This window comes from Paenibacillus sp. Z6-24 (genome assembly GCF_054161335.1).
The window spans coordinates 2,219,500-2,238,261 of record NZ_CP096398.1; the positions used below are offsets into that span (position 1 = coordinate 2,219,500).

19 protein-coding genes are annotated in these 18,762 nt (G+C 47.6%); 17 read left to right on the forward strand and 2 right to left on the reverse strand.

What is annotated here, in order from left to right; translation table 11 throughout:
* Nucleotides 1-27 precede the first annotated feature (27 nt).
* From hfq to M1D61_RS09830, 9 genes are all read left to right on the forward strand, one after another.
* On the forward strand, nucleotides 28-267 hold the full coding sequence (gene hfq / locus M1D61_RS09790; protein ID WP_017812464.1) for an RNA chaperone Hfq: 240 nt from the start codon (nucleotides 28-30) through the stop codon (nucleotides 265-267).
* Nucleotides 268-406: 139 nt separating this feature from the next.
* Nucleotides 407-3,106, forward strand: a complete 2,700-nt coding sequence (locus M1D61_RS09795) for a PBP1A family penicillin-binding protein (RefSeq protein ID WP_458122165.1) — start codon at nucleotides 407-409, stop codon at nucleotides 3,104-3,106.
* Nucleotides 3,107-3,208: 102 nt separating this feature from the next.
* A complete protein-coding gene (locus M1D61_RS09800; RefSeq protein WP_458122166.1) occupies nucleotides 3,209-3,754 on the forward strand; it encodes a DUF402 domain-containing protein in 546 nt (181 codons plus the stop codon).
* A 233-nt stretch (nucleotides 3,755-3,987) separates the two neighbouring features.
* On the forward strand, nucleotides 3,988-5,274 hold the full coding sequence (gene hflX / locus M1D61_RS09805; RefSeq protein ID WP_458122167.1) for a GTPase HflX: 1,287 nt from the start codon (nucleotides 3,988-3,990) through the stop codon (nucleotides 5,272-5,274).
* 237 nt (nucleotides 5,275-5,511) lie between these two features.
* Entirely contained in the window at nucleotides 5,512-6,765 is a 1,254-nt protein-coding gene (locus M1D61_RS09810; protein WP_458122168.1) for a methionine gamma-lyase family protein, read from the forward strand.
* 371 nt (nucleotides 6,766-7,136) lie between these two features.
* Nucleotides 7,137-7,550, forward strand: a complete 414-nt coding sequence (locus tag M1D61_RS09815; RefSeq protein ID WP_017812459.1) for a MerR family transcriptional regulator — start codon at nucleotides 7,137-7,139, stop codon at nucleotides 7,548-7,550.
* A 24-nt stretch (nucleotides 7,551-7,574) separates the two neighbouring features.
* Nucleotides 7,575-8,903: a type I glutamate--ammonia ligase gene (gene glnA / locus M1D61_RS09820; RefSeq protein ID WP_458122169.1), complete on the forward strand. Its 1,329-nt coding sequence runs from the start codon at nucleotides 7,575-7,577 to the stop codon at nucleotides 8,901-8,903.
* 413 nt (nucleotides 8,904-9,316) lie between these two features.
* Entirely contained in the window at nucleotides 9,317-10,144 is an 828-nt protein-coding gene (gene spo0A / locus M1D61_RS09825) for a sporulation transcription factor Spo0A (RefSeq protein WP_458122170.1), read from the forward strand.
* A 300-nt stretch (nucleotides 10,145-10,444) separates the two neighbouring features.
* On the forward strand, nucleotides 10,445-10,828 hold the full coding sequence (locus tag M1D61_RS09830) for a hypothetical protein (RefSeq protein WP_458122171.1): 384 nt from the start codon (nucleotides 10,445-10,447) through the stop codon (nucleotides 10,826-10,828).
* Nucleotides 10,829-11,086: 258 nt separating this feature from the next.
* Here M1D61_RS09830 and lexA read toward each other — a convergent pair whose 3' ends face one another.
* The gene (lexA, locus tag M1D61_RS09835; protein ID WP_458122172.1) at nucleotides 11,087-11,713 is read right to left on the reverse strand and encodes a transcriptional repressor LexA; all 627 of its coding nucleotides are present in this window, start codon (nucleotides 11,711-11,713) and stop codon (nucleotides 11,087-11,089) included.
* 276 nt (nucleotides 11,714-11,989) lie between these two features.
* On the opposite strand from lexA, the gene M1D61_RS09840 reads away from it, so the two are divergent.
* From M1D61_RS09840 to M1D61_RS09855, 4 genes are all read left to right on the forward strand, one after another.
* On the forward strand, nucleotides 11,990-12,562 hold the full coding sequence (locus tag M1D61_RS09840) for a LysM peptidoglycan-binding domain-containing protein (RefSeq protein ID WP_458122173.1): 573 nt from the start codon (nucleotides 11,990-11,992) through the stop codon (nucleotides 12,560-12,562).
* A 119-nt stretch (nucleotides 12,563-12,681) separates the two neighbouring features.
* On the forward strand, nucleotides 12,682-12,873 hold the full coding sequence (locus tag M1D61_RS09845; RefSeq protein WP_458122174.1) for a DUF896 domain-containing protein: 192 nt from the start codon (nucleotides 12,682-12,684) through the stop codon (nucleotides 12,871-12,873).
* Between the two features lie 273 nt (nucleotides 12,874-13,146).
* Nucleotides 13,147-13,671: a methyltransferase gene (locus M1D61_RS09850; protein ID WP_458122175.1), complete on the forward strand. Its 525-nt coding sequence runs from the start codon at nucleotides 13,147-13,149 to the stop codon at nucleotides 13,669-13,671.
* A gap of 55 nt (nucleotides 13,672-13,726) precedes the next feature.
* A complete protein-coding gene (locus M1D61_RS09855; RefSeq protein ID WP_458122176.1) occupies nucleotides 13,727-14,521 on the forward strand; it encodes an HAD family hydrolase in 795 nt (264 codons plus the stop codon).
* Between the two features lie 119 nt (nucleotides 14,522-14,640).
* Here the strand turns inward: M1D61_RS09855 and M1D61_RS09860 are convergent, their stop codons facing one another.
* Nucleotides 14,641-15,180, reverse strand: coding sequence for a cupin domain-containing protein (locus M1D61_RS09860; protein ID WP_458122177.1), 540 nt, complete (start codon nucleotides 15,178-15,180; stop codon nucleotides 14,641-14,643).
* A 502-nt stretch (nucleotides 15,181-15,682) separates the two neighbouring features.
* Between M1D61_RS09860 and rnz the strand changes: the two genes are divergently transcribed.
* From rnz to M1D61_RS09880, 4 genes are all read left to right on the forward strand, one after another.
* Complete coding sequence (gene rnz / locus M1D61_RS09865) at nucleotides 15,683-16,603, forward strand: ribonuclease Z (RefSeq protein ID WP_458122178.1); 921 nt, start codon at nucleotides 15,683-15,685, stop codon at nucleotides 16,601-16,603.
* A gap of 108 nt (nucleotides 16,604-16,711) precedes the next feature.
* Entirely contained in the window at nucleotides 16,712-17,497 is a 786-nt protein-coding gene (locus tag M1D61_RS09870) for a TIGR01457 family HAD-type hydrolase (RefSeq protein WP_458122179.1), read from the forward strand.
* A gap of 72 nt (nucleotides 17,498-17,569) precedes the next feature.
* Complete coding sequence (locus M1D61_RS09875; RefSeq protein ID WP_458122180.1) at nucleotides 17,570-18,394, forward strand: Fpg/Nei family DNA glycosylase; 825 nt, start codon at nucleotides 17,570-17,572, stop codon at nucleotides 18,392-18,394.
* A gap of 18 nt (nucleotides 18,395-18,412) precedes the next feature.
* Complete coding sequence (locus M1D61_RS09880; protein ID WP_458122181.1) at nucleotides 18,413-18,760, forward strand: cyclic-phosphate processing receiver domain-containing protein; 348 nt, start codon at nucleotides 18,413-18,415, stop codon at nucleotides 18,758-18,760.
* Nucleotides 18,761-18,762: the final 2 nt, after the last annotated feature.

The following is an 18,762-nucleotide window of genomic DNA, read 5'->3' on the forward strand; positions in this document are numbered from 1 at the left end:
ATTAATAATCATTTGGGGGTACGGTCAATGAACAAGTCGATTAATATCCAGGATACTTTTTTAAATCAACTGCGCAAGGAAAATATTCCGGTAACTGTGTACCTGGTCAACGGTTTTCAAATCCGCGGTACGATCAAGGCTTTTGATAACTTTACCATTATGGTAGACAGTGAAGGACGCCAGCAAATGATTTACAAACATGCAGTGTCCACCTTCACACCATCGCGCAACGTATCCCTTATGCAGGATAACCAGAGCGAAGGCTAATGCAAAAAAACGAAACCTTTAAGCTTCATATAGCGTCTTAATGAAGAGAAAGAATCGGACAGCCTCTCCAAAAGGGTTGTTCGTTTCTTTCCGTTAAAGGGGTTCAATTTGTTTTACCGAAAGGGAGTCAGAATGAGATATGCCTAGACAGAATCTATCCCGCAGTGACAAAAACCAACCACCCAAAAGAACAAGACCGGGACAGTCCAAACCTGCACCCAAAACAAAAAAGAAGAAGATAACCGCCAAGCGCGTGTTCTGGACATTGTTCGGTGTAACAGCTTTAGGTATTTTTTGTGCACTGGCCGCTTATTTATTCATTATGGTAAGTGGGGAAAAAATCTACAAAGCAAATATCGATAAACTTGTGATCAACGAACCGACCAAAATCTATGACCGCAACGGCACGCTGATCGTTGAGCGTTCCGCACGGCAGGGTGATCCGGTCAAATACGAAGACCTGCCTCCAATGCTGGTAAATGCATTTGTGGCGACCGAGGACAGGCGCTTTTTTGATCATCAGGGGGTAGACCTCTGGTCGGTCGGACGGGCCGCTGTAAAAGATATTATCGCACGCTCGGCTGTAGAGGGTGGCAGTACCATTACCCAGCAGCTGGCGAAAAACGTGTTTTTGAATGATGATAAAACATTTTTCCGTAAAGCAACCGAGCTCTCCATTGCGCTGGCGATTGAGCGTGATAAATCGAAGCAGGATATTATTACCACCTACCTGAACCGTATTTTCTTCGGTCGGGGCGCTTACGGAATCAAGGAAGCTTCCGAGACTTATTTTGGCACAAGTGATCTGAATAAGCTGAAGCTGTGGCAGATTGCCACACTGGCAGGGCTGCCCAAAGCTCCTTCCCGTTACAACCCGCTCACCAATCCGGATTTATCCACGGAACGAAGAGCAGTAGTACTTCAGCTAATGGCCGATCAGGGTTATATTACGAAAGCTGAAGCGGAGGAAGCCAAAGCGGTAGTGTACAAGAGTCCTTCCAACAGTTCCACCAAAGAATCGCATTATCAGGCTTTTGTGGAGTATGCGATGCAGGAAGCGGAAGATGTCACCGGATTGTCTTCGGATGATCTGACTCGTGGCGGATATAACATTTACACCACAATGGATGCCAAAGCCCAGCAGACGCTGGAAGATGCTTTCAAAAATGAAGATCTGTTCGAGAAAAGCGCGGATGATATTCCTGTTCAGGGTTCCATGGTTATCGTCAATAACGATACCGGTGGACTGGTTGCGCTGCTGGGCGGCCGGAATTACCGTGAAGGTGACTTTAGTCGTGTTAACAGCCGTAGACAGCCAGGATCGGCGTTCAAGCCGATTGTATCTTATGCTCCAGCGCTGGCATCGGGCAAATTCACACCAACTTCGCAGCTAAGCAATGAAAAGCAATGCTTTGGCAGCTACTGCCCGAGCAACCTGCATGGTTATTCCGGTACCGTCACGATGGCGGATGCGCTGCAAGAGTCCATTAATATTCCGGCAGTGTGGATATTGAATCAGATCGGCGTAGACACGGGCGTTAACTTTGCCAAATCGCTGGGCTTCAAATTTACGGATGCTGACCGTAACCTGGCGATTGCGTTGGGTGGCCTGAGCAGTGGTACCAATACGTTGGAAATGGCACAAGCCTACCGTACCTTTGCAGATGGCGGTAATTACACAGCCGCCTATGCGGTAAAGAGTATTACGGATAATTCCGGTAAAGAAATATATAAAAATGCGATGGATTCCAAAAATGTCATGAACAAGCAGACTGCTGATGAGATGACAGCCATGCTCCAGAACGTCGTGACCGATGGTACAGGCAAGCGGGCACAGATCAACCGTCCGGTAGCCGGTAAAACCGGTACGACGCAGCACGGAATTGAAGGACTGCGCAGCAGTGCCAACCGTGACGCTTGGTTTGTCGGTTATACCAAAGAATGGACCGCAGCTGTCTGGATGGGATATGACAGACCGGATCGCAATCATCTGCTTAAGGAAAGCAGCGGCCGGGCAGCAGCGATGTTTGCTGCCGTAATGGGGCCGGCACTGGAAGGTTATCCGGTGCAGAACTTTGATGCGCCGCAGGTTACTGAACCTGTTCAACCAGAGCAGCCGGTAGAAGAAGAACCGGAAGCACCAAAAGTAGTGACAGGACTCTCGGCTTCCTATGATCAGGATAACCAGGCAGTGGCTCTGTCCTGGTCTGGAGTAGCAGGCGCATCCGGATATACGGTATATCGTAAGGAAAGCTCAGAATCCCAGTTTACTGCGATATCCAGCGGCTCCGGAGGTACTTCCCTGCAAGATGGCAGTGTTACGCCTGGTGCCACTTATGAATACTATGTAACAGCTACGACGGATGGCGGCGAATCTGATGCCTCGGATACGGTGCAAATTACTGTGGATCAGGCCCAGGAAGAACCTGTTGAGCCGCCTGTAGACAATCCCGATGGTATTGTTCCACCGGAAGGAACACCAGAAACTCCACCTACGGGTGAAGAAGGTTCGGAAAACGTCGAAGGCAACGGGAACGGCAATAATGGTAATGGCAATGGCAATGGCAATGGCAATGGCAATGGCAATGGCAATGGCAATGGCAACGGTAATGGCAATAACGGAAACGGCAATGGAAATGGTGGACCGAATGGTAATTCTCAGACACCAGCCGACAATGGAGGAACCACATCTCCAACGAATGGTTCAACCACGCCGGGAAGTGAGGGTACTTCTACCGGTACCGTTGCACCATCTACCGGCATTACCGATCCTGCGGCAGCCACTGGAGATATGGGTAATACACAGGCAGACCCGACGGCACCAACGGATACCCAGTAAAACGTAATTTCAAAAGCCTCCAATCTTATCGGTTGGAGGCTTTTTGAGTGATACGCGCAAATATGCTATTCTGAAGTTACTTTGTAGGAAAGGGACACTTCCATGAAACGTAAATTTGCAGATCGAGCGAATTGGCGGCGTGTTATCCAACGCAGCTATACACGTCGCTACGTCAATAATAGTATTTTTACAGGATATGTGACACTGTACCATATGAACCGTCTGCGTGAACCTCTGTATAAAATCTATGGAGGACGCCGGTTCTGTATCGCAGCAGCCGAATATTCGTGGATGCAATATTATCCCGAGAACGCTAATTATGTCGTTACTGCCATGTTCGATGACAAGCAGGAAATTATCGAATGGTATATCGATATTTGCAAAACACAGGGAGTGACAGATCAGGGAGTGCCCTGGTTTGATGACTTGTATCTGGATATCGTTGTTATGAAAGATGGACAGATTTTCCTGCTGGACGAAGACGAACTGGATGATGCACTGCGGCGCAGAGCCATTACCCAACAGGATTATGAGTTGGCGCACCGCACTGCACGCAAGCTGCTCAAACAGATCGATGCTCATGCCTTTCCGTTATTCTCGTTATCACTCAAGCATCGCCAGAGTCTGTTCAACCGGGAGCATCGCTAGATATGAGACAGAGGTTCTATCTGTATCGAGCTTCCTAAATTAACTATAAATATGATTATTGGATAGAAAAATCTAAAACTCTTCCTGATCCGATTCATCCGTAGCAACAATGGTAAATATAGAACAAGTACATCATTGCACAATGAAGCGGGGGCTGAATAACAGGATGAAGGGCTAACGATTCCCTTTCCTTACAAACCCGGGCCATTATATCTCACAAGGAGCAGGATACTATGAAAAATGAAACGCATGATACACAGACGGAGCAGCAGGCGAGAGCCGTACTGGTCAGCCTGTATACCCAGATGGATAAAAGAAATAACGTGAACGCCGAAGGTTCAATCGAAGAGCTGGTCAGTCTCGCCGAGACAGCAGGCGTGGAAGTGCTGGAACAACTGACCCAGAACAAGGAAACACCGGATTCACGCTGGTTTATCGGTAAAGGTAAAGTGGAAGAACTTCGCATTCTCGTCGATTCCCTCGAAGCGAATACGGTGATCTTTGACCAGGAGTTGTCCGGCGCACAGGTACGCAATCTGGAAGAGCACCTGGATGCCAAAATTATTGACCGTACCCAGCTAATCCTCGATATCTTCGCTCAGCGTGCCAAGACGCGTGAAGGTATTCTGCAGGTGGAGCTGGCTCAATACAGCTATCTGCTGCCACGTCTGTCTGGCCAGGGCAAGAATTTGTCCCGTCTGGGCGGTGGTATCGGTACACGTGGTCCCGGTGAGAGCAAGCTGGAGACAGATCGTCGTCATATTCGTTCCCGTGTCACTGATCTCAAGCGTCAGCTCGAAGAGGTTATGCGTCATCGTACCCTGTACCGTGAACGCCGTAAAAAAACAGGTGTTATACAGGTAGCTCTTGTCGGTTATACAAACGCCGGCAAATCGACCCTGCTCAAGCAGCTGACAGATGCGGACGTCTATATTGAGAACCAGCTGTTCGCTACCCTCGATCCTACTTCCCGCAATCTGGAATTGCCGGGAGGCAAAGAAATTGTACTGACCGATACGGTTGGCTTTATCCAGAATCTGCCGCATGATCTGATTGCTGCTTTCCGTGCTACGTTGGAAGAAGTCAATGAAGCTGATCTGATCCTCCATGTTGTCGATGCTTCTTCAGAGCGCAGGGATGAGCAGATGAAGGTTGTAGATGAGATTCTGCAGGAACTTGGCGCGGGTAATAAGCCGCAGGTCATTTTATATAACAAAATTGATCTCTGTAATCTGCAGCAGCAGGAGATGCTGCCGGTTGATCAGACTCATCTGCGTATCAGCGCTTATAATGAGCAAGATCTTGAAGCGGTCAAAAATATGATCCAGGATCAGCTGGCAGGCGGCAAACGCATTTACCGTATCCCGGCTGATCGTGGTGATCTGATCTCGCAGCTGTACACATTCAGCAGTGTAGTAGATCAGGATTACGAAGACAATGATGCTCTGTTTACGGTAGAGATTAACCAGACCGATTATGATAAATTCGGTTACCGGCTGCAGGAGTATGAGATAAAGTGACAGAATTACGACATTTTGAATAGAGACTTCCCTTTACCCTACCGCTCCGTGTAAAATATGAAGCGCGAAAGTTTACATTTTACGGAGCAATTGGCATGGATACGTTGTGTTCATGTAACCAACGAGGCGCTGACTTAGCCAGCGGCGTCAGTTTGTGGTAGAATGATGGAAGATGAATATGCTGATAGCCCGCCTTATATTCATAGGGGCGGGCTATCATTATGGGGAGAGACGGAAATGGCAGTTTTTGATACACAGATTATGAAATGGTCCGAACAGGCTGAACAGATGATTGGTGAGGCTCTAAAAGGCCTGGACCGTATTGTAGATACCAATCAGTGGAAAGTTATTGAAGCTTTCCAAAAACACCGTGTAAGCGATTATCACTTCGCAGGGTCAACCGGCTATGCTTATAATGACCGGGGAAGAGAAGTACTGGAAGAAGTCTATGCAGAAGTATTCGGCAGTGAGGCTGCATTGGTGCGTCCGCATTTTGCCTCAGGTACACATACGATTGCTACAGCGCTGTTTGGCGTGCTGCGGCCGGGAGATGAACTGCTGTACATTACAGGTCGTCCCTATGACACGCTGCACAAAGTAGTCGGTAAACCCGGTGATGGCAAAGGATCGCTAGCTGATTTCGGCATTACCTATCAGGAAGCTGCACTGACCGCAGACGGACAGGTGGATTGGGAACAGGTAGCAGCGCTGATCAATGAGAAGACCCGCGTAATCGGAATTCAGCGCTCCCGTGGTTATGACTGGCGTTCTTCCTTTACGATAGATCAGATTGAAGAGATGGTACGCCGGATTCGTGAATACCGCGAAGATCTTATTATTTTCGTCGATAACTGTTATGGCGAATTCACGGAGACACGGGAACCGACAGAGGTAGGTGTAGATCTTATCGCCGGCTCGCTGATCAAAAATCCAGGCGGCGGTATTGCCGAAACGGGCGGTTACATATGCGGCAAACGCCAGTATGTAGAGCTTGCTTCCTACCGACTGACCGCTCCGGGAATCGGCGGAGAGGTGGGAGCGATGCTTGGGACCACACGCGGCATTTATCAGGGGCTATACATGGCGCCTACCATTGTAGGACAGGCACTTAAAGGCAGCATCTATGCCGCAGCCGTGTTTGAAGTAGCCGGATTTAATAGCAAGCCGGGTTGGAGTGAACAGCGGACAGATCTGATTCAGGCGGTATCCTTTAAGGATGAGCAGCAGCTAATCGCATTTGTACAGGGCATTCAGCGGGCTGCAGCTGTCGACAGTCATGTCGTACCTGAACCTTGGGATATGCCGGGTTATGAGCATCCAGTCATCATGGCAGCCGGTACATTTATCCAGGGCGGCAGTCTGGAATTGTCTGCGGATGCACCGATCCGTGCACCATATATCGGCTATATGCAGGGTGGTCTCACATTTTCCCATGTCAAACTGGGTGTATTGATGGCGCTGCAGACGATGCTGGAACGCAATTTATTATAAATTTTGCAGGCAAAGAACCAGCGTGCGCAGCTTACCAATCGGGTGGCAGTCATTCAAATTGATTTGGATAAAAAGAGGTCTGGATAAAGCTTGTCATTACATGCAGCGATTTTAAACAGGCATTTCATTGTTCTGGTTAAGATAATTCTATTGGAAAACTGGGTTAACTGGGTGGGAATAGATGTCATAGAATATCCATAAATGAATGAAAATATATTGTTAGAAAGCGTTTAGACTCAGATTTATTAACTTCATGTTAACTGGGTATAAAATTATTGTGAGTAAACTTAACATGTTATTGACGCTTGATATCAGGATATGTACAATAGGATACAGATAACTTAAAAGTTAATTGGAAGGTTGATGAATATATGGGCGATGAAATTCGGAGAAATATGGCGCTGTTCCCTATCGGGATCGTAATGAAGCTGACAGACCTGTCCGCGCGGCAGATCCGTTACTATGAGCAGCATAATCTGATCGTACCGGCGCGGACGTCAGGTAACCAGCGGTTGTTTTCCTTTAATGATGTAGAGCGTCTGCTGGAGATCAAGGCATTGATCGAAAAAGGGGTAAATATTGCAGGAATCAAGCAGGTGATGAATCCGGTATCCAAGGAATCGGAAGAAGCTACAGTGATTACGGCGGACACGGAAGAACGCCGCAGGGAATTGTCAGATTCGCAACTTCATCGTATGCTTAAGCAGCAGCTTGTCACAGGCAAACGCCCTGGACAGGTATCACTGATCCAAGGGGAATTATCCCGATTCTTCAATAAAAAATAAAAAGAGCACAGAGGAGAGGGTAACGTGAGTTATACAAAAGACGATATTCTGCGTATTGCCAAGGAAGAAAACGTACGATTTATCCGCCTGCAATTTACTGACTTGCTGGGTACGATCAAGAACGTCGAAATTCCTTTGAGCCAGCTGACCAAAGCACTGGATAACAAAATGATGTTCGACGGTTCTTCTATTGAAGGTTATGTACGTATTGAGGAATCCGATATGTACCTGTATCCGGATCTGGACACATGGGTGATCTTCCCGTGGGTAACCGAGAACCGCGTAGCACGCCTGATTTGTGATGTCTATATGCCTGACGGTACACCATTCGCCGGTGACCCGCGCGGTATTCTGAAACGTAACCTCAAGGAAGCGGAAGCTATGGGCTTCACGGAGATGATGGTTGGACCGGAGCCGGAATTCTTCCTGTTCCGCACGGATGCCAACGGCAATCCTACTGAAGAGCTGAACGATCAGGGCGGTTACTTCGATCTCGCACCTACCGATCTGGGCGAGAACTGCCGTCGTGAGATCGTGATTACGCTGGAAGAAATGGGCTTTGAAATTGAAGCTTCTCACCATGAAGTAGCTCCAGGTCAGCACGAGATCGACTTCAAATATGCGAATGCACTGCAGGCGGCTGACCAGATTCAGACCTTCAAACTGGTCGTTCGTACGATTGCCCGCCAGCATGGTCTGCATGCGACATTTATGCCAAAACCATTGTTCGGTATGAACGGTTCCGGTATGCACTGTCACCAATCGCTGTTCCAGAATGGCAGCAATGCATTCTATGATGAATCGGATGAATTGGGGCTGAGCCAGGTAGCCCGTCATTATATGGCAGGTATTCTGCGTCATGCACGTTCCATGGCAGCAGTAACCAACCCGACAGTGAATTCCTATAAGCGTCTTGTACCTGGTTATGAAGCTCCTGTATATGTGGCATGGTCTGCAAGTAATCGCAGCCCGATGGTTCGTATCCCGGCTTCCCGTGGTCTGAGCACACGTATCGAAGTACGTAACCCGGATCCAACTGCAAACCCGTATCTGGCACTGGCCGTTATGCTGAGAGCCGGTCTGGATGGAATCGATCGCCAGCTGAACCTGCCAAAACCAATCGACCGCAACATCTACATAATGACTGAAGATGAGCGTATCGATGAAGGTATCCCGAGTCTGCCAGGCGATCTGAAAGAAGCATTGCACGAACTGCTGCGTGACGATGTAGTCGTTACAGCACTGGGAGAGCATGCGACAGCTCACTTCTATGAGCTAAAAGAGATCGAATGGGACATGTACAGAACACAGGTTCACCAGTGGGAACGCGATCAGTATATGACGCTGTATTAGAATTAAGTTGACAAAAGCCCTGTTTGCCGGACTTTCCGGCAGCAGGGCTTTATTTTATTCGTGAATCATCTGAATGACTACTATTTCTGCCCAATCAAGAGCGACAGGTTTGAAAAGATCAACTCAACATAATAATGACCTGGCAAAGTTAATCACATAGCAAAAGACGAGAGCATATCATAGCATCGTCTTTTTTTATTGGAAACCATAATATACCAAAATGAAATCACTATAGAGTATCAAACATTTCAAATAAATTGGGAAATAATAGAATAAATTTCTTTTAAATTCCTAAATTTGAAAACTGACTCCCTAAAAGTGTTACAATCATATTAATACCTTTAATACCATTTTATTACATATATTTGTGATGATATGATTTTTACTAACGAAAAGGAGGATATGTATTTATAATGATCAATGTACTCGTTGCAGATGATAACCGGGAATTCACGCAGATGCTGTCAGACTACATCTCCCATCAGGAAGATATGACTCTCGCAGGTACGACCTATAATGGGGAGGAGACTTTGCAATTGATCGAAGAGTTACCGGAACCGCCGGATGTCGTGCTGTTGGATATTATTATGCCGCATCTGGATGGATTAGGAGTGCTGGAACGTCTTCCTGATATGCATATTATTCCCAAACCCAAGATTATTATGCTGACTGCTTTTGGACAGGAACAAGTAACACAGCGTGCTCTGGAATTGGGTGCCTCGTATTTTATGCTCAAGCCCTTCGATCTTCAGGTATTGGGCAGCCGAATACGGCAGCTGGCTGAAGTGCCGGTATCAGCGAAAGCCTATCGTTCACAGCCGTTGGTGGCTGCAGCGCCGCGCCCTGTAGCAGCGGCAGCCCCGATTGATAATGCTGGCAAGGAGCAGCTTCTGGAAGCGTCCATCACCAAGATTCTCAACGAAATCGGTGTACCTCCGCATATCAAAGGTTATCAATACGTACGAGAAGCTATTACAGAGGTATATCACAATATCGATATACTCGGCTCCGTGACTAAAGTGCTGTATCCTCAAATAGCCCAAAAGTTCAATTCTAATCCAGCCCGGGTTGAGCGCGCAATTCGTCACGCGATCGAAGTTACCTGGAAAAGGGGAGATATCTCACATATGAGTCACCTTTTCAATTATGAGATCAATATTAGCAAAACAAAGCCGACCAACAGCTCCTTCATTGCCGCCATTGCAGACAAGCTGAGGATTGAACATAGTAGTTCTCCATAGAATAAAGTTTGTATAAAGTTTGTAGCTGATACGGATTGCAATTTCACTATAAAATCTTCAAAAGGTTGGAGGGGTTCGGGGTGTTTATTTTTTATATATGATCAATTATGTAATCGAATAATTGCATACACTCCTTTTTAGAATCAAAATGGAGTATCCGCTGCCATTTCTTTATCCGGTAATAATGCAAGAACACACTCTTCTATTTTACGAACAAGAGGTAACTCTGTGATCGGTGCGGGTAATAAATGACTGACCACTTGTTGCAGCACCATTCGTACAAATAAAGGAGGCATTTCAATGGACAAGGAAGTCAGGCAGCGTCTGATTACTATTTGTGAGATGCATATTGGCAATCTGGAGGAGCAGTTGCGTAAGCTGTATACAATCGAGAATCCGCTGCGGGGAAGTGACGTGGCAGGCGGAGACATTATCGATGTACGGGTTGAGCTGGAGATCTGCCGACGTCTGGAAGAGATTTATCAGCGGATTGATATCGAAGGAGCCAGCGAAGGCGAGACCTATGATATGTACCATTCGTACTCTTTTCATACGACCAAGGCCAAGGAAGTGTTCGAAGCGCGCAAGTTAAAGCTCGAGCTGCAGCATGCTGCGGAGATTAAAAATATCAGCTTGCTGCTCGAGGGATTCCTTCAGGAGCTGACCAGGCTGCGTAAGGTGTAGCCAAATAACAGTGCATAATCATAACAGGCACTGTTAATCATAGCTGAATCGGCTTATTGGAGCAGATGAATGCAGTAGATGGACAAACTAGATAGGCAGAATCCAGGCAACAAAAGAAATAAACCATGAAACGCAAAAAAGACTCCATAAACAGGAGTCTTTTTTGCGTTTCGTTATTTCGCCAAAAAGGAAAGTGGCGGAACAAGAGTGAGCATACAGGCAAAAGGCTGGTTAGCATTCTGCATGCAGCGGCATAACTTAGTGCAGGTTACGGAACAAGCCTACTACTTTGCCGAGGATTGTTACACGAGTCAGACGAAGCGGCTCGTACATTGCATTCTCTGGCTGCAGACGAATATGATCTTTCTCTTTGTAGAACGTTTTGACGGTGGCTTCATCTTCCTCCGTCATGGCAACAACGATATCTCCATTATCAGCAGTCTGCTGCTGGCGGACGATAACAAAGTCACCATTATGAATACCGGCTTCAATCATACTGTCTCCGACAACGGAAAGCATAAAGATCTGGTTGTCACCTGTAAATTGCTGTGGAAGAGGGAAATAATCTTCAATATGTTCGGTAGCAGTGATCGGTACGCCGGCGGTAACTTTGCCGATAATCGGTACACGGGACACCGTCTGCGCAAACAGCAGATTATTTTCGGTTTCTTCCTGACCCAGCAGCTCGATCGCACGAGGTTTAGTAGGGTCGCGGCGGATCAAGCCCTTTTTCTCCAGACGATCCAGATGACCATGTACAGTAGAGCTGGAAGCCAGACCTACAGCTTCACCAATCTCACGTACGGACGGCGGGTAACCTTTGAGTTTAACTTCATTCCGGATAAATTCCAGAATAGCCTGTTGGCGACTTGAAATCTTGGACATGCCGTATCAACCCCAATACTAGTAACGTTTGGAAAAAGTATAACATAGAACTTCCGTTCGTACAAACATAAGTTCTAAAAGTTAGTGACTATTTCCCCATGCCTTATTTGGCAGCAGACGAGTCCCTGATGGTTACCTCATCCTGCTTCCTTACTCATCATACACCTCATTTCTAAAAAAGCGAACGAAAGTTCGCAAAAAGGTGTTGATCAAAACATATGTTCGTGCTATATTATTGACGGAGAAACAAGAACAAACGTTTGGGGTGTGGTATTCATGTTAAAGTACAGTACATACAAGAGCATACACAATCAGCCGGAGCAGCAGGATCAATCTTCTGCTTCCACTAAAACGGATATTCAACATACATCTGCGCATACGAATGAACTTCGCCAGTCTGCACCGATTTCTGCCAGCAAGGCAGAGAAAGGGATGACAGTCGATACATGGACATACGCTTCCGAGCCTGCTGATGATACAAATAAGCAACGGCAAGCCGCTGCCCGTCAAAAGCCTGTCAAAAAAACGCTGCGGCAGAAGACACTGAATCTGATCGAGATGACCGTTCAGAAATCGAAATGGAAATCGAGCGGACGACTGCTTATATGTGTTTTGTTCGCATCGATCCTTTTATATGGAGGTTTTCAGCATCTGGTTATTGCCGATGAAGTGCCGGGCAATGAACAGCGTGTTATCGTCGAGAGCGGTGACAGCCTGTGGGCAATCGCGTCCCGTTACAAATCGGAGGAGTCGGATATTCGCGATTATGTAGCCGAGATCCGTGATCATAACCAGCTGGTTTCCACCCAGATTGAGAGTGGCGATGTACTGGTAATCCCTTATGATTAAATACGATATATACACCTTATTTCTATATTGATATATAAAAGGCTTGTCCGGCTGTAATAGCCTTGACAAGCCTTTTTTTACATGTCAAAGTTAGTAAAGATAAGAATGGGAGGTTAGTCATGGACATCGATGTACTGATTGCGCGTATTAATGAACTGGCACGTAAAAAGAAGGACACCGGTCTGACCGCTGAAGAAACGATCGAGCGGGATGAACTTCGTGCCGTTTATCTTGGCAATATCCGCCGTAATTTCCGCCAGCAGCTGGAGACGATTGAGTTTGTTGAAGACGCTGAAGGCGGCAAACGCTGAGCAGCAGCTGCACAGCAGGGTAAACTGGATATTCCAATATAAATAAGATGGTATTGTTCAATCTTCATTATAATAAGATGCAACAACCATACAGGGATGTCATAGCTGATCATGGCTGGGCATCCCCTTTCATGTCACGGTTCCTCAACATGTAAGCGTATTGAGATCATTGAGCTGTCTGTCCGGCTTGCCTATGGGGAAGTACAGACAACAGTTCGACCAGTCTGAATATAGAACAATCATCTTTTATATTTTATTTAGGGGGAAATCGCGATGTCCCGTTCCTGGGAGAGGCAAGTCAAACGCAATACCAAGCAGGTCAATGCCCGGCGTAAAAAGGCCGGTCAAAGCGAAGTAGGCAGCAAGAGCACCAAACCATCCGAATATACGACCTACAAAGGCCGGAATTTTGTATTCCCGGCTACGCTGGTTCTGCTCGGTCTGGCTTATGGTGCGATGGGTCTGATGTATCCTGCATCCATGGGCAGCACCGTATTATTTATTGTAACGGTAGTTATGTATCTGCTGCTGGGCGTCATCCTTTATCTGCGCAGACCGTATCTCAAAGTCGGCAAAGATGCAGTGATCACGACCAAGTTCAATCGTGAACGCCTCGTAACGGCAGCTCAGATCAAAAAGATCCGTCTGCAAAAAGGCTATGTGATCATCGAGCACAGCGGCAAAGGTGGAGCATGGGTATTTGCCCGCACACTGAACCGTTATGATACGAATGCAATGGCTGCACAGCTGAGAACTTTTGCAGCTGCCCATAATGTTACACTTGAAGATAAATTGTAATATGAAGCTGTGTTAGACAATCGGGAATAACCGAAAGATCAAGGGGGATTTGACGTTGAGTATTGAAGCTGTTTTATTCGACCTGGACGATACCTTATTATGGGATGAACGCAGTATACAGGAAGCTTTTGAGCAGACCTGCCTGACGGCACAGCAGGCGGCAGGTGTTGATGCTTCCGCTCTGGAAGAATCGGTACGCCGCGAAGCCAGAGCACTGTATGAATCGTATGAGACTTTCGCTTTTACTCAACAGATCGGCATCAATCCGTTTGAAGGGTTGTGGGCACAGTTCTCTGCTGGCGAACAGCAGGAATTCCGGCAGCTGCAGCAGATCGCTCCAGTGTACCGACGGGATGCCTGGAGGCGCGGATTAAGTGCGCTGAGAGTGGAGAATAAACAGCTGGCGGATCAACTGGCTGAGCAGTTTGTACAGGAACGCCGCAGTCGTCCGCATATCTATGAAGAGACGCTGCAGATTCTGGGCGAGCTGCGGGGCAAGGTCAAACTGCTGCTGCTGACCAATGGTTGTCCGGCGTTGCAGCAGGAGAAACTGGATGGTGTGCCGGAACTGACTCCATTTTTTGACCATATTGTGGTATCCGGAGCGTTTGGCAAAGGCAAACCGGATCCGTCCATTTTCCATCATGCCCTGCAGCTGCTGGATGTACAGCCGGAACAGGCGCTGATGGTCGGAGACAAACTGACGACCGATATTAAGGGTGCACTGGCATCCGGGATCAAGGCCGTATGGGTAAATCGCAACCACAAGGTGAATGACAGTGACATTCAACCGGATTACGAGATTAAGCGTCTGACGGATCTTCATGGTATTACCGCTCAACTGGTCTAACAGCAGCACAGATTATATACAGATATGAAAAAATCCCCTGCAGCTATATACAGCTGAGGGGATTTTTTTGGAATACACAGGTTTGAATGGAATTTGTAGCAGATGAATGCAAAGAATAATCAGGCTTTTTGGAAACTGGAATCCGCGAACGGATGAGCTACCCAGCCATCGGTTTCGACAAACAGGCGGACAGCGACAATTTTGCGATTATCCACCAGGGTGAAGAAGTGGGGCGTGTTCTCCGGAACAGAGATAACATCGCCAGGTTCCAGCTCTACATCAAAGTAGCCATGCTCCGGACTTTTAATGATGAAAATACCATTCCCCGATACGATTGCCCGAATCTCGTCTTCAGTATGCGTGTGGATTTCCTCAAATTTGGCCAGTTTGGCTTCGAGGTCAGGAGTCGCTTCGGACAAAGTGATCACATCCCAGGTGCGGTAACCGCGACGGGCTGAAAGATCTTTGATCTCGGCATCAAATGTATCGAGTACAGCCTGTTTCTGCTCGTCAGTCAGCGTAAAGTTCTCGCTCAGCTCGGGAGCCAGCTTGGACACATCCCATTTCTCGTAGACTACTTCGTGCTTGTTCAGGAACTCCAGGACATTGTCATCTCCGGAAATTCGCTCATTTGTATTTCTAATTCTGATTTCAGCCATCGGATTACCCTTCTTTCATCATTTTTATGATGTATTATAAAAGAAAATACTTTCATTGTCGACACTTTCATCAACAATTCATTATTAATGCTGTTTGTCCATGTTCCTACTGATCATAAAGCAAGACACAAACAGGTTCAACTAAGCAAAAATATCCCATGATTTCACGCCTTTAAATAAGGGTATTAAAATACATCCGGTCCGAAGGCAGACGGCTTCCGTATAGACGAGAAGCAGCGGCCTATCTAGTGACTTTTGGAAGTGCTCATATCATGGTATGATAATAGAGTTGAGCTTGAGCGATAGAACACCGTTGGGTGTGTCCGGAACCGATCCGACCCCATAACGGCAGGATGACAAGCACAATCCTCCGAAATCATCGGGGGATTTTTATTAAGCCGCAGCAGATGGATGCATGATCGTGAGTGACATGTATTCCGGCTTCAGGATACGGCATAGCATGAAGACAGCAGGAAACGCTATAGAGAGAGGGTTATCAGGTATGGAATTATATTTTCTGGGAACAAATGCAGGTGTGCCTACCCTGCAGCGTAATGTAACATCAATTGGCCTGCGGCTCTACGAAGAGCGCAAAGCCCTGTGGATGTTTGACTGCGGAGAGGGAACACAGCATCAGATTCTTCGTTCACAGCTTAAACTGAGCAAGCTGGAGAAGATCTTTATTACTCACCTGCATGGTGATCATCTGTTTGGACTGCCGGGATTGTTGTCCAGCCGCTCCAATCAAGGCGGGATTTCTCCTCTGACTGTGTATGGCCCTCCGGGGATCAAGCAGTTTGTCGATATGGCTTTGGAACTCAGTCAGTCGCGCATGGAGTATGAGCTGATCGTCGAGGAGCATACAGGCGGAGTCGTTTTTGAAGATGAGACGTTCCTGGTGGAATCCGCTTTGCTGGAACACCGGATTGACAGCTACGGCTATCGGATTATTGAGAAGGATCGCCCGGGCCAGCTCAATCAGGAACTGCTCAAGCAGCACGGCATCCAGCCGGGTCCCGTGTATGGCAAGCTGAAAAACGGCGGCAGCGTAGAGCTGGAAAATGGAGAAACCTTGCATTCCCATCAGGTGGTCGGTGCGCCGAAAAAGGGTAAAATCGTTACTATTCTCGGTGATACCCGCCCTTGTCCAAATGTGGAGAAGCTCGCATATGGTGCGAATCTGCTGGTTCACGAAGCTACGTTCAGCAATGATCTGAAAGATACGGCGCGCAAATATTATCACAGTACATCTGTACAGGCTGCAGAGGCGGCAAAAGCATCACAGGTGGGCGAACTGATTATGACTCACTTTAGCTCGCGCTATAAGGACGATGAGCAGCTTCATTCGTTGTTGGAAGAAGCCCAAAGTATATTTGCCAACACACAGCTCGCGGAGGAGCATAAGCTTTTTCCGGTGCATTAATCCGTAGATTCCAACAGACCGGTTGCGGCAGGGTAAGCAAAGCGTTTGCCTTATGCCGCAACTTTTTTTACAATGGGGATTGTGAGTAATAGAGAGGATGGCTTGAAAATGAGCAATCGCAAAGGATTACTGATTGATCTCGATGGTACATTGTATCACGGTAACCGCGTGATTCCGGGTGCTGCCGAATGGATAAGCAGCCTGGATCAGGCAAATATTCCTTATTTATATGTAACAAATAATTCTTCCCGTACGGCAGAAGGGGTGGCAGAACATCTGCGCGGTCTCGGCATTGAGGCTTCTGCAGAGCGTGTATGCACGTCTGCGCTTGCCGCTGCAGCCTACATCGCGGCAGAATCGCCTGGAGCATCCGTATATGTAATTGGTGAACCGGGATTGTATGAGGCAGTTGCCGAAGCAGGGCTGCATACCACCGAGCAGCAGCCGGATTATGTGCTGCAGGGGATTGACCGGTCTTTTACATATGAGAAGTTAACGAGAGCATTGCGGCTGATTGGAGAGGGAGCGCGTTTTGTATTGACAAACCCCGATCTTCAGCTACCTTCTCATGATGGGCTGCTGCCTGGAGCAGGGACGCTGGGAGCAGCAATTTCTGCGGCTGCAGGTGTGGAGCCTGTTGTGATCGGCAAGCCTTCTTCCATTTTGATGAAATATGCGATGGAACGCCTGGGACTGCCTGCTGCGGATACGATTGTAGTAGGAGATAATATGATGACAGATATTGCAGCAGGAGCTGCCGCGGGCTGTTATACTGTGCTGGTGACAACCGGTGTGACAACAATGGATAATCTGGCCGGTCACCAGCATCGTACAGGTGTGAAGCCGGACCGAATCTGTCAGACATTGGCCGAGATTGGATCCGATCAGTTATAAGAATTGGCCGGTCTAACCGCTCATGTGATTATGAAATACAGAAATGATACTTGGAGAGAGAGGGATAAACCCATGCCTGAATTGCCAGAACTCGAAAATTATAAGGTTCAATTGACAGGTTATATCTTGAATGTAGCTATTGAGAAAATGGTCGTTCATCGTCCAAAAGCAACAAATATTGAAGCAGATCATGTCAATCTGATGCTGGCGGGCAACCGGATTGCTTTTATTGAACGTCGCGGCAAATATCTGAACCTGCATTTGCACAGCGGCCATCGCCTGCTGATCAGCATCGTGCTCGGAAGTTCGCTGTATTATGGTATCCGTGAGCAGAATGCGGACCGCAAGTCGGATGTAGAGCTGCAATTTGAAGATGGTACTGCGTTGTATTATACAGCCGGACGCCAGGGATTGATGTATTTCTGTTCCGCCAAGGAAACACAAGCCTACTTTGCCGATCTGGGACCTGAAGCAACTGACCGCAAACTGACCAGGGAGCAGTTTATCACCCTGTTAAAAGGTCGCCGGGGCGCACTCAAGACCGCACTGGTCAATCAGTCCCTGATTGCAGGTATCGGAAGCTACTATGCGGATGAAATTGCTTTTACGGCAGGACTGTTGCCTTCAGCCAAAGTACAGGATCTTGACGACGAAGCCTTGTCCAAACTGTACAATGCAATGCACATTGTACTAGAAGAAGCGATTGAAGCAGGCGGTCATATGGAAGGACAGCCGCTGACAGCGAACGATTCGCTGACCGGTGGATTCCATGCGCTGCGCCGTGTCTACGAACGCGAAGGAGAACCTTCGGTACGCTCTGCGACAGATAAAGTGGTCAAAACCGATGTGGCAGGCAAAAAAGCCTACTATTGTCCGGCATCCCAGTTCGAGCAGTAATCCGGGAGGAAAAGGCTGATGATCAATCTGTATATGGATGATTACCGTCCCTGCCCTGACGGATTCGCGCTGGCAAGAGACGGAGAGGAATGTTTGATGATGCTCCGCGAATGCGAAGTGAACATCCTTTCGCTCGATCATGAGCTTGGTTTTGGCCAGATGGATGGAACGGATGTTGTCAAAGCCATGATTCATGAGGGATTGTATGCCAGGGAAATCTATTTGCATACCTCCAGCATGTACGGCAAGAAAAAGATGTATGAACTGCTTTACCAGGCGAAGCCGGAAGGGGTTATTGTGCATAATGGCCCGATGCCGGCAGAGCTGTTGGAACAAATCGCCCGTGCAGCTGCACGCGGCAAATAATA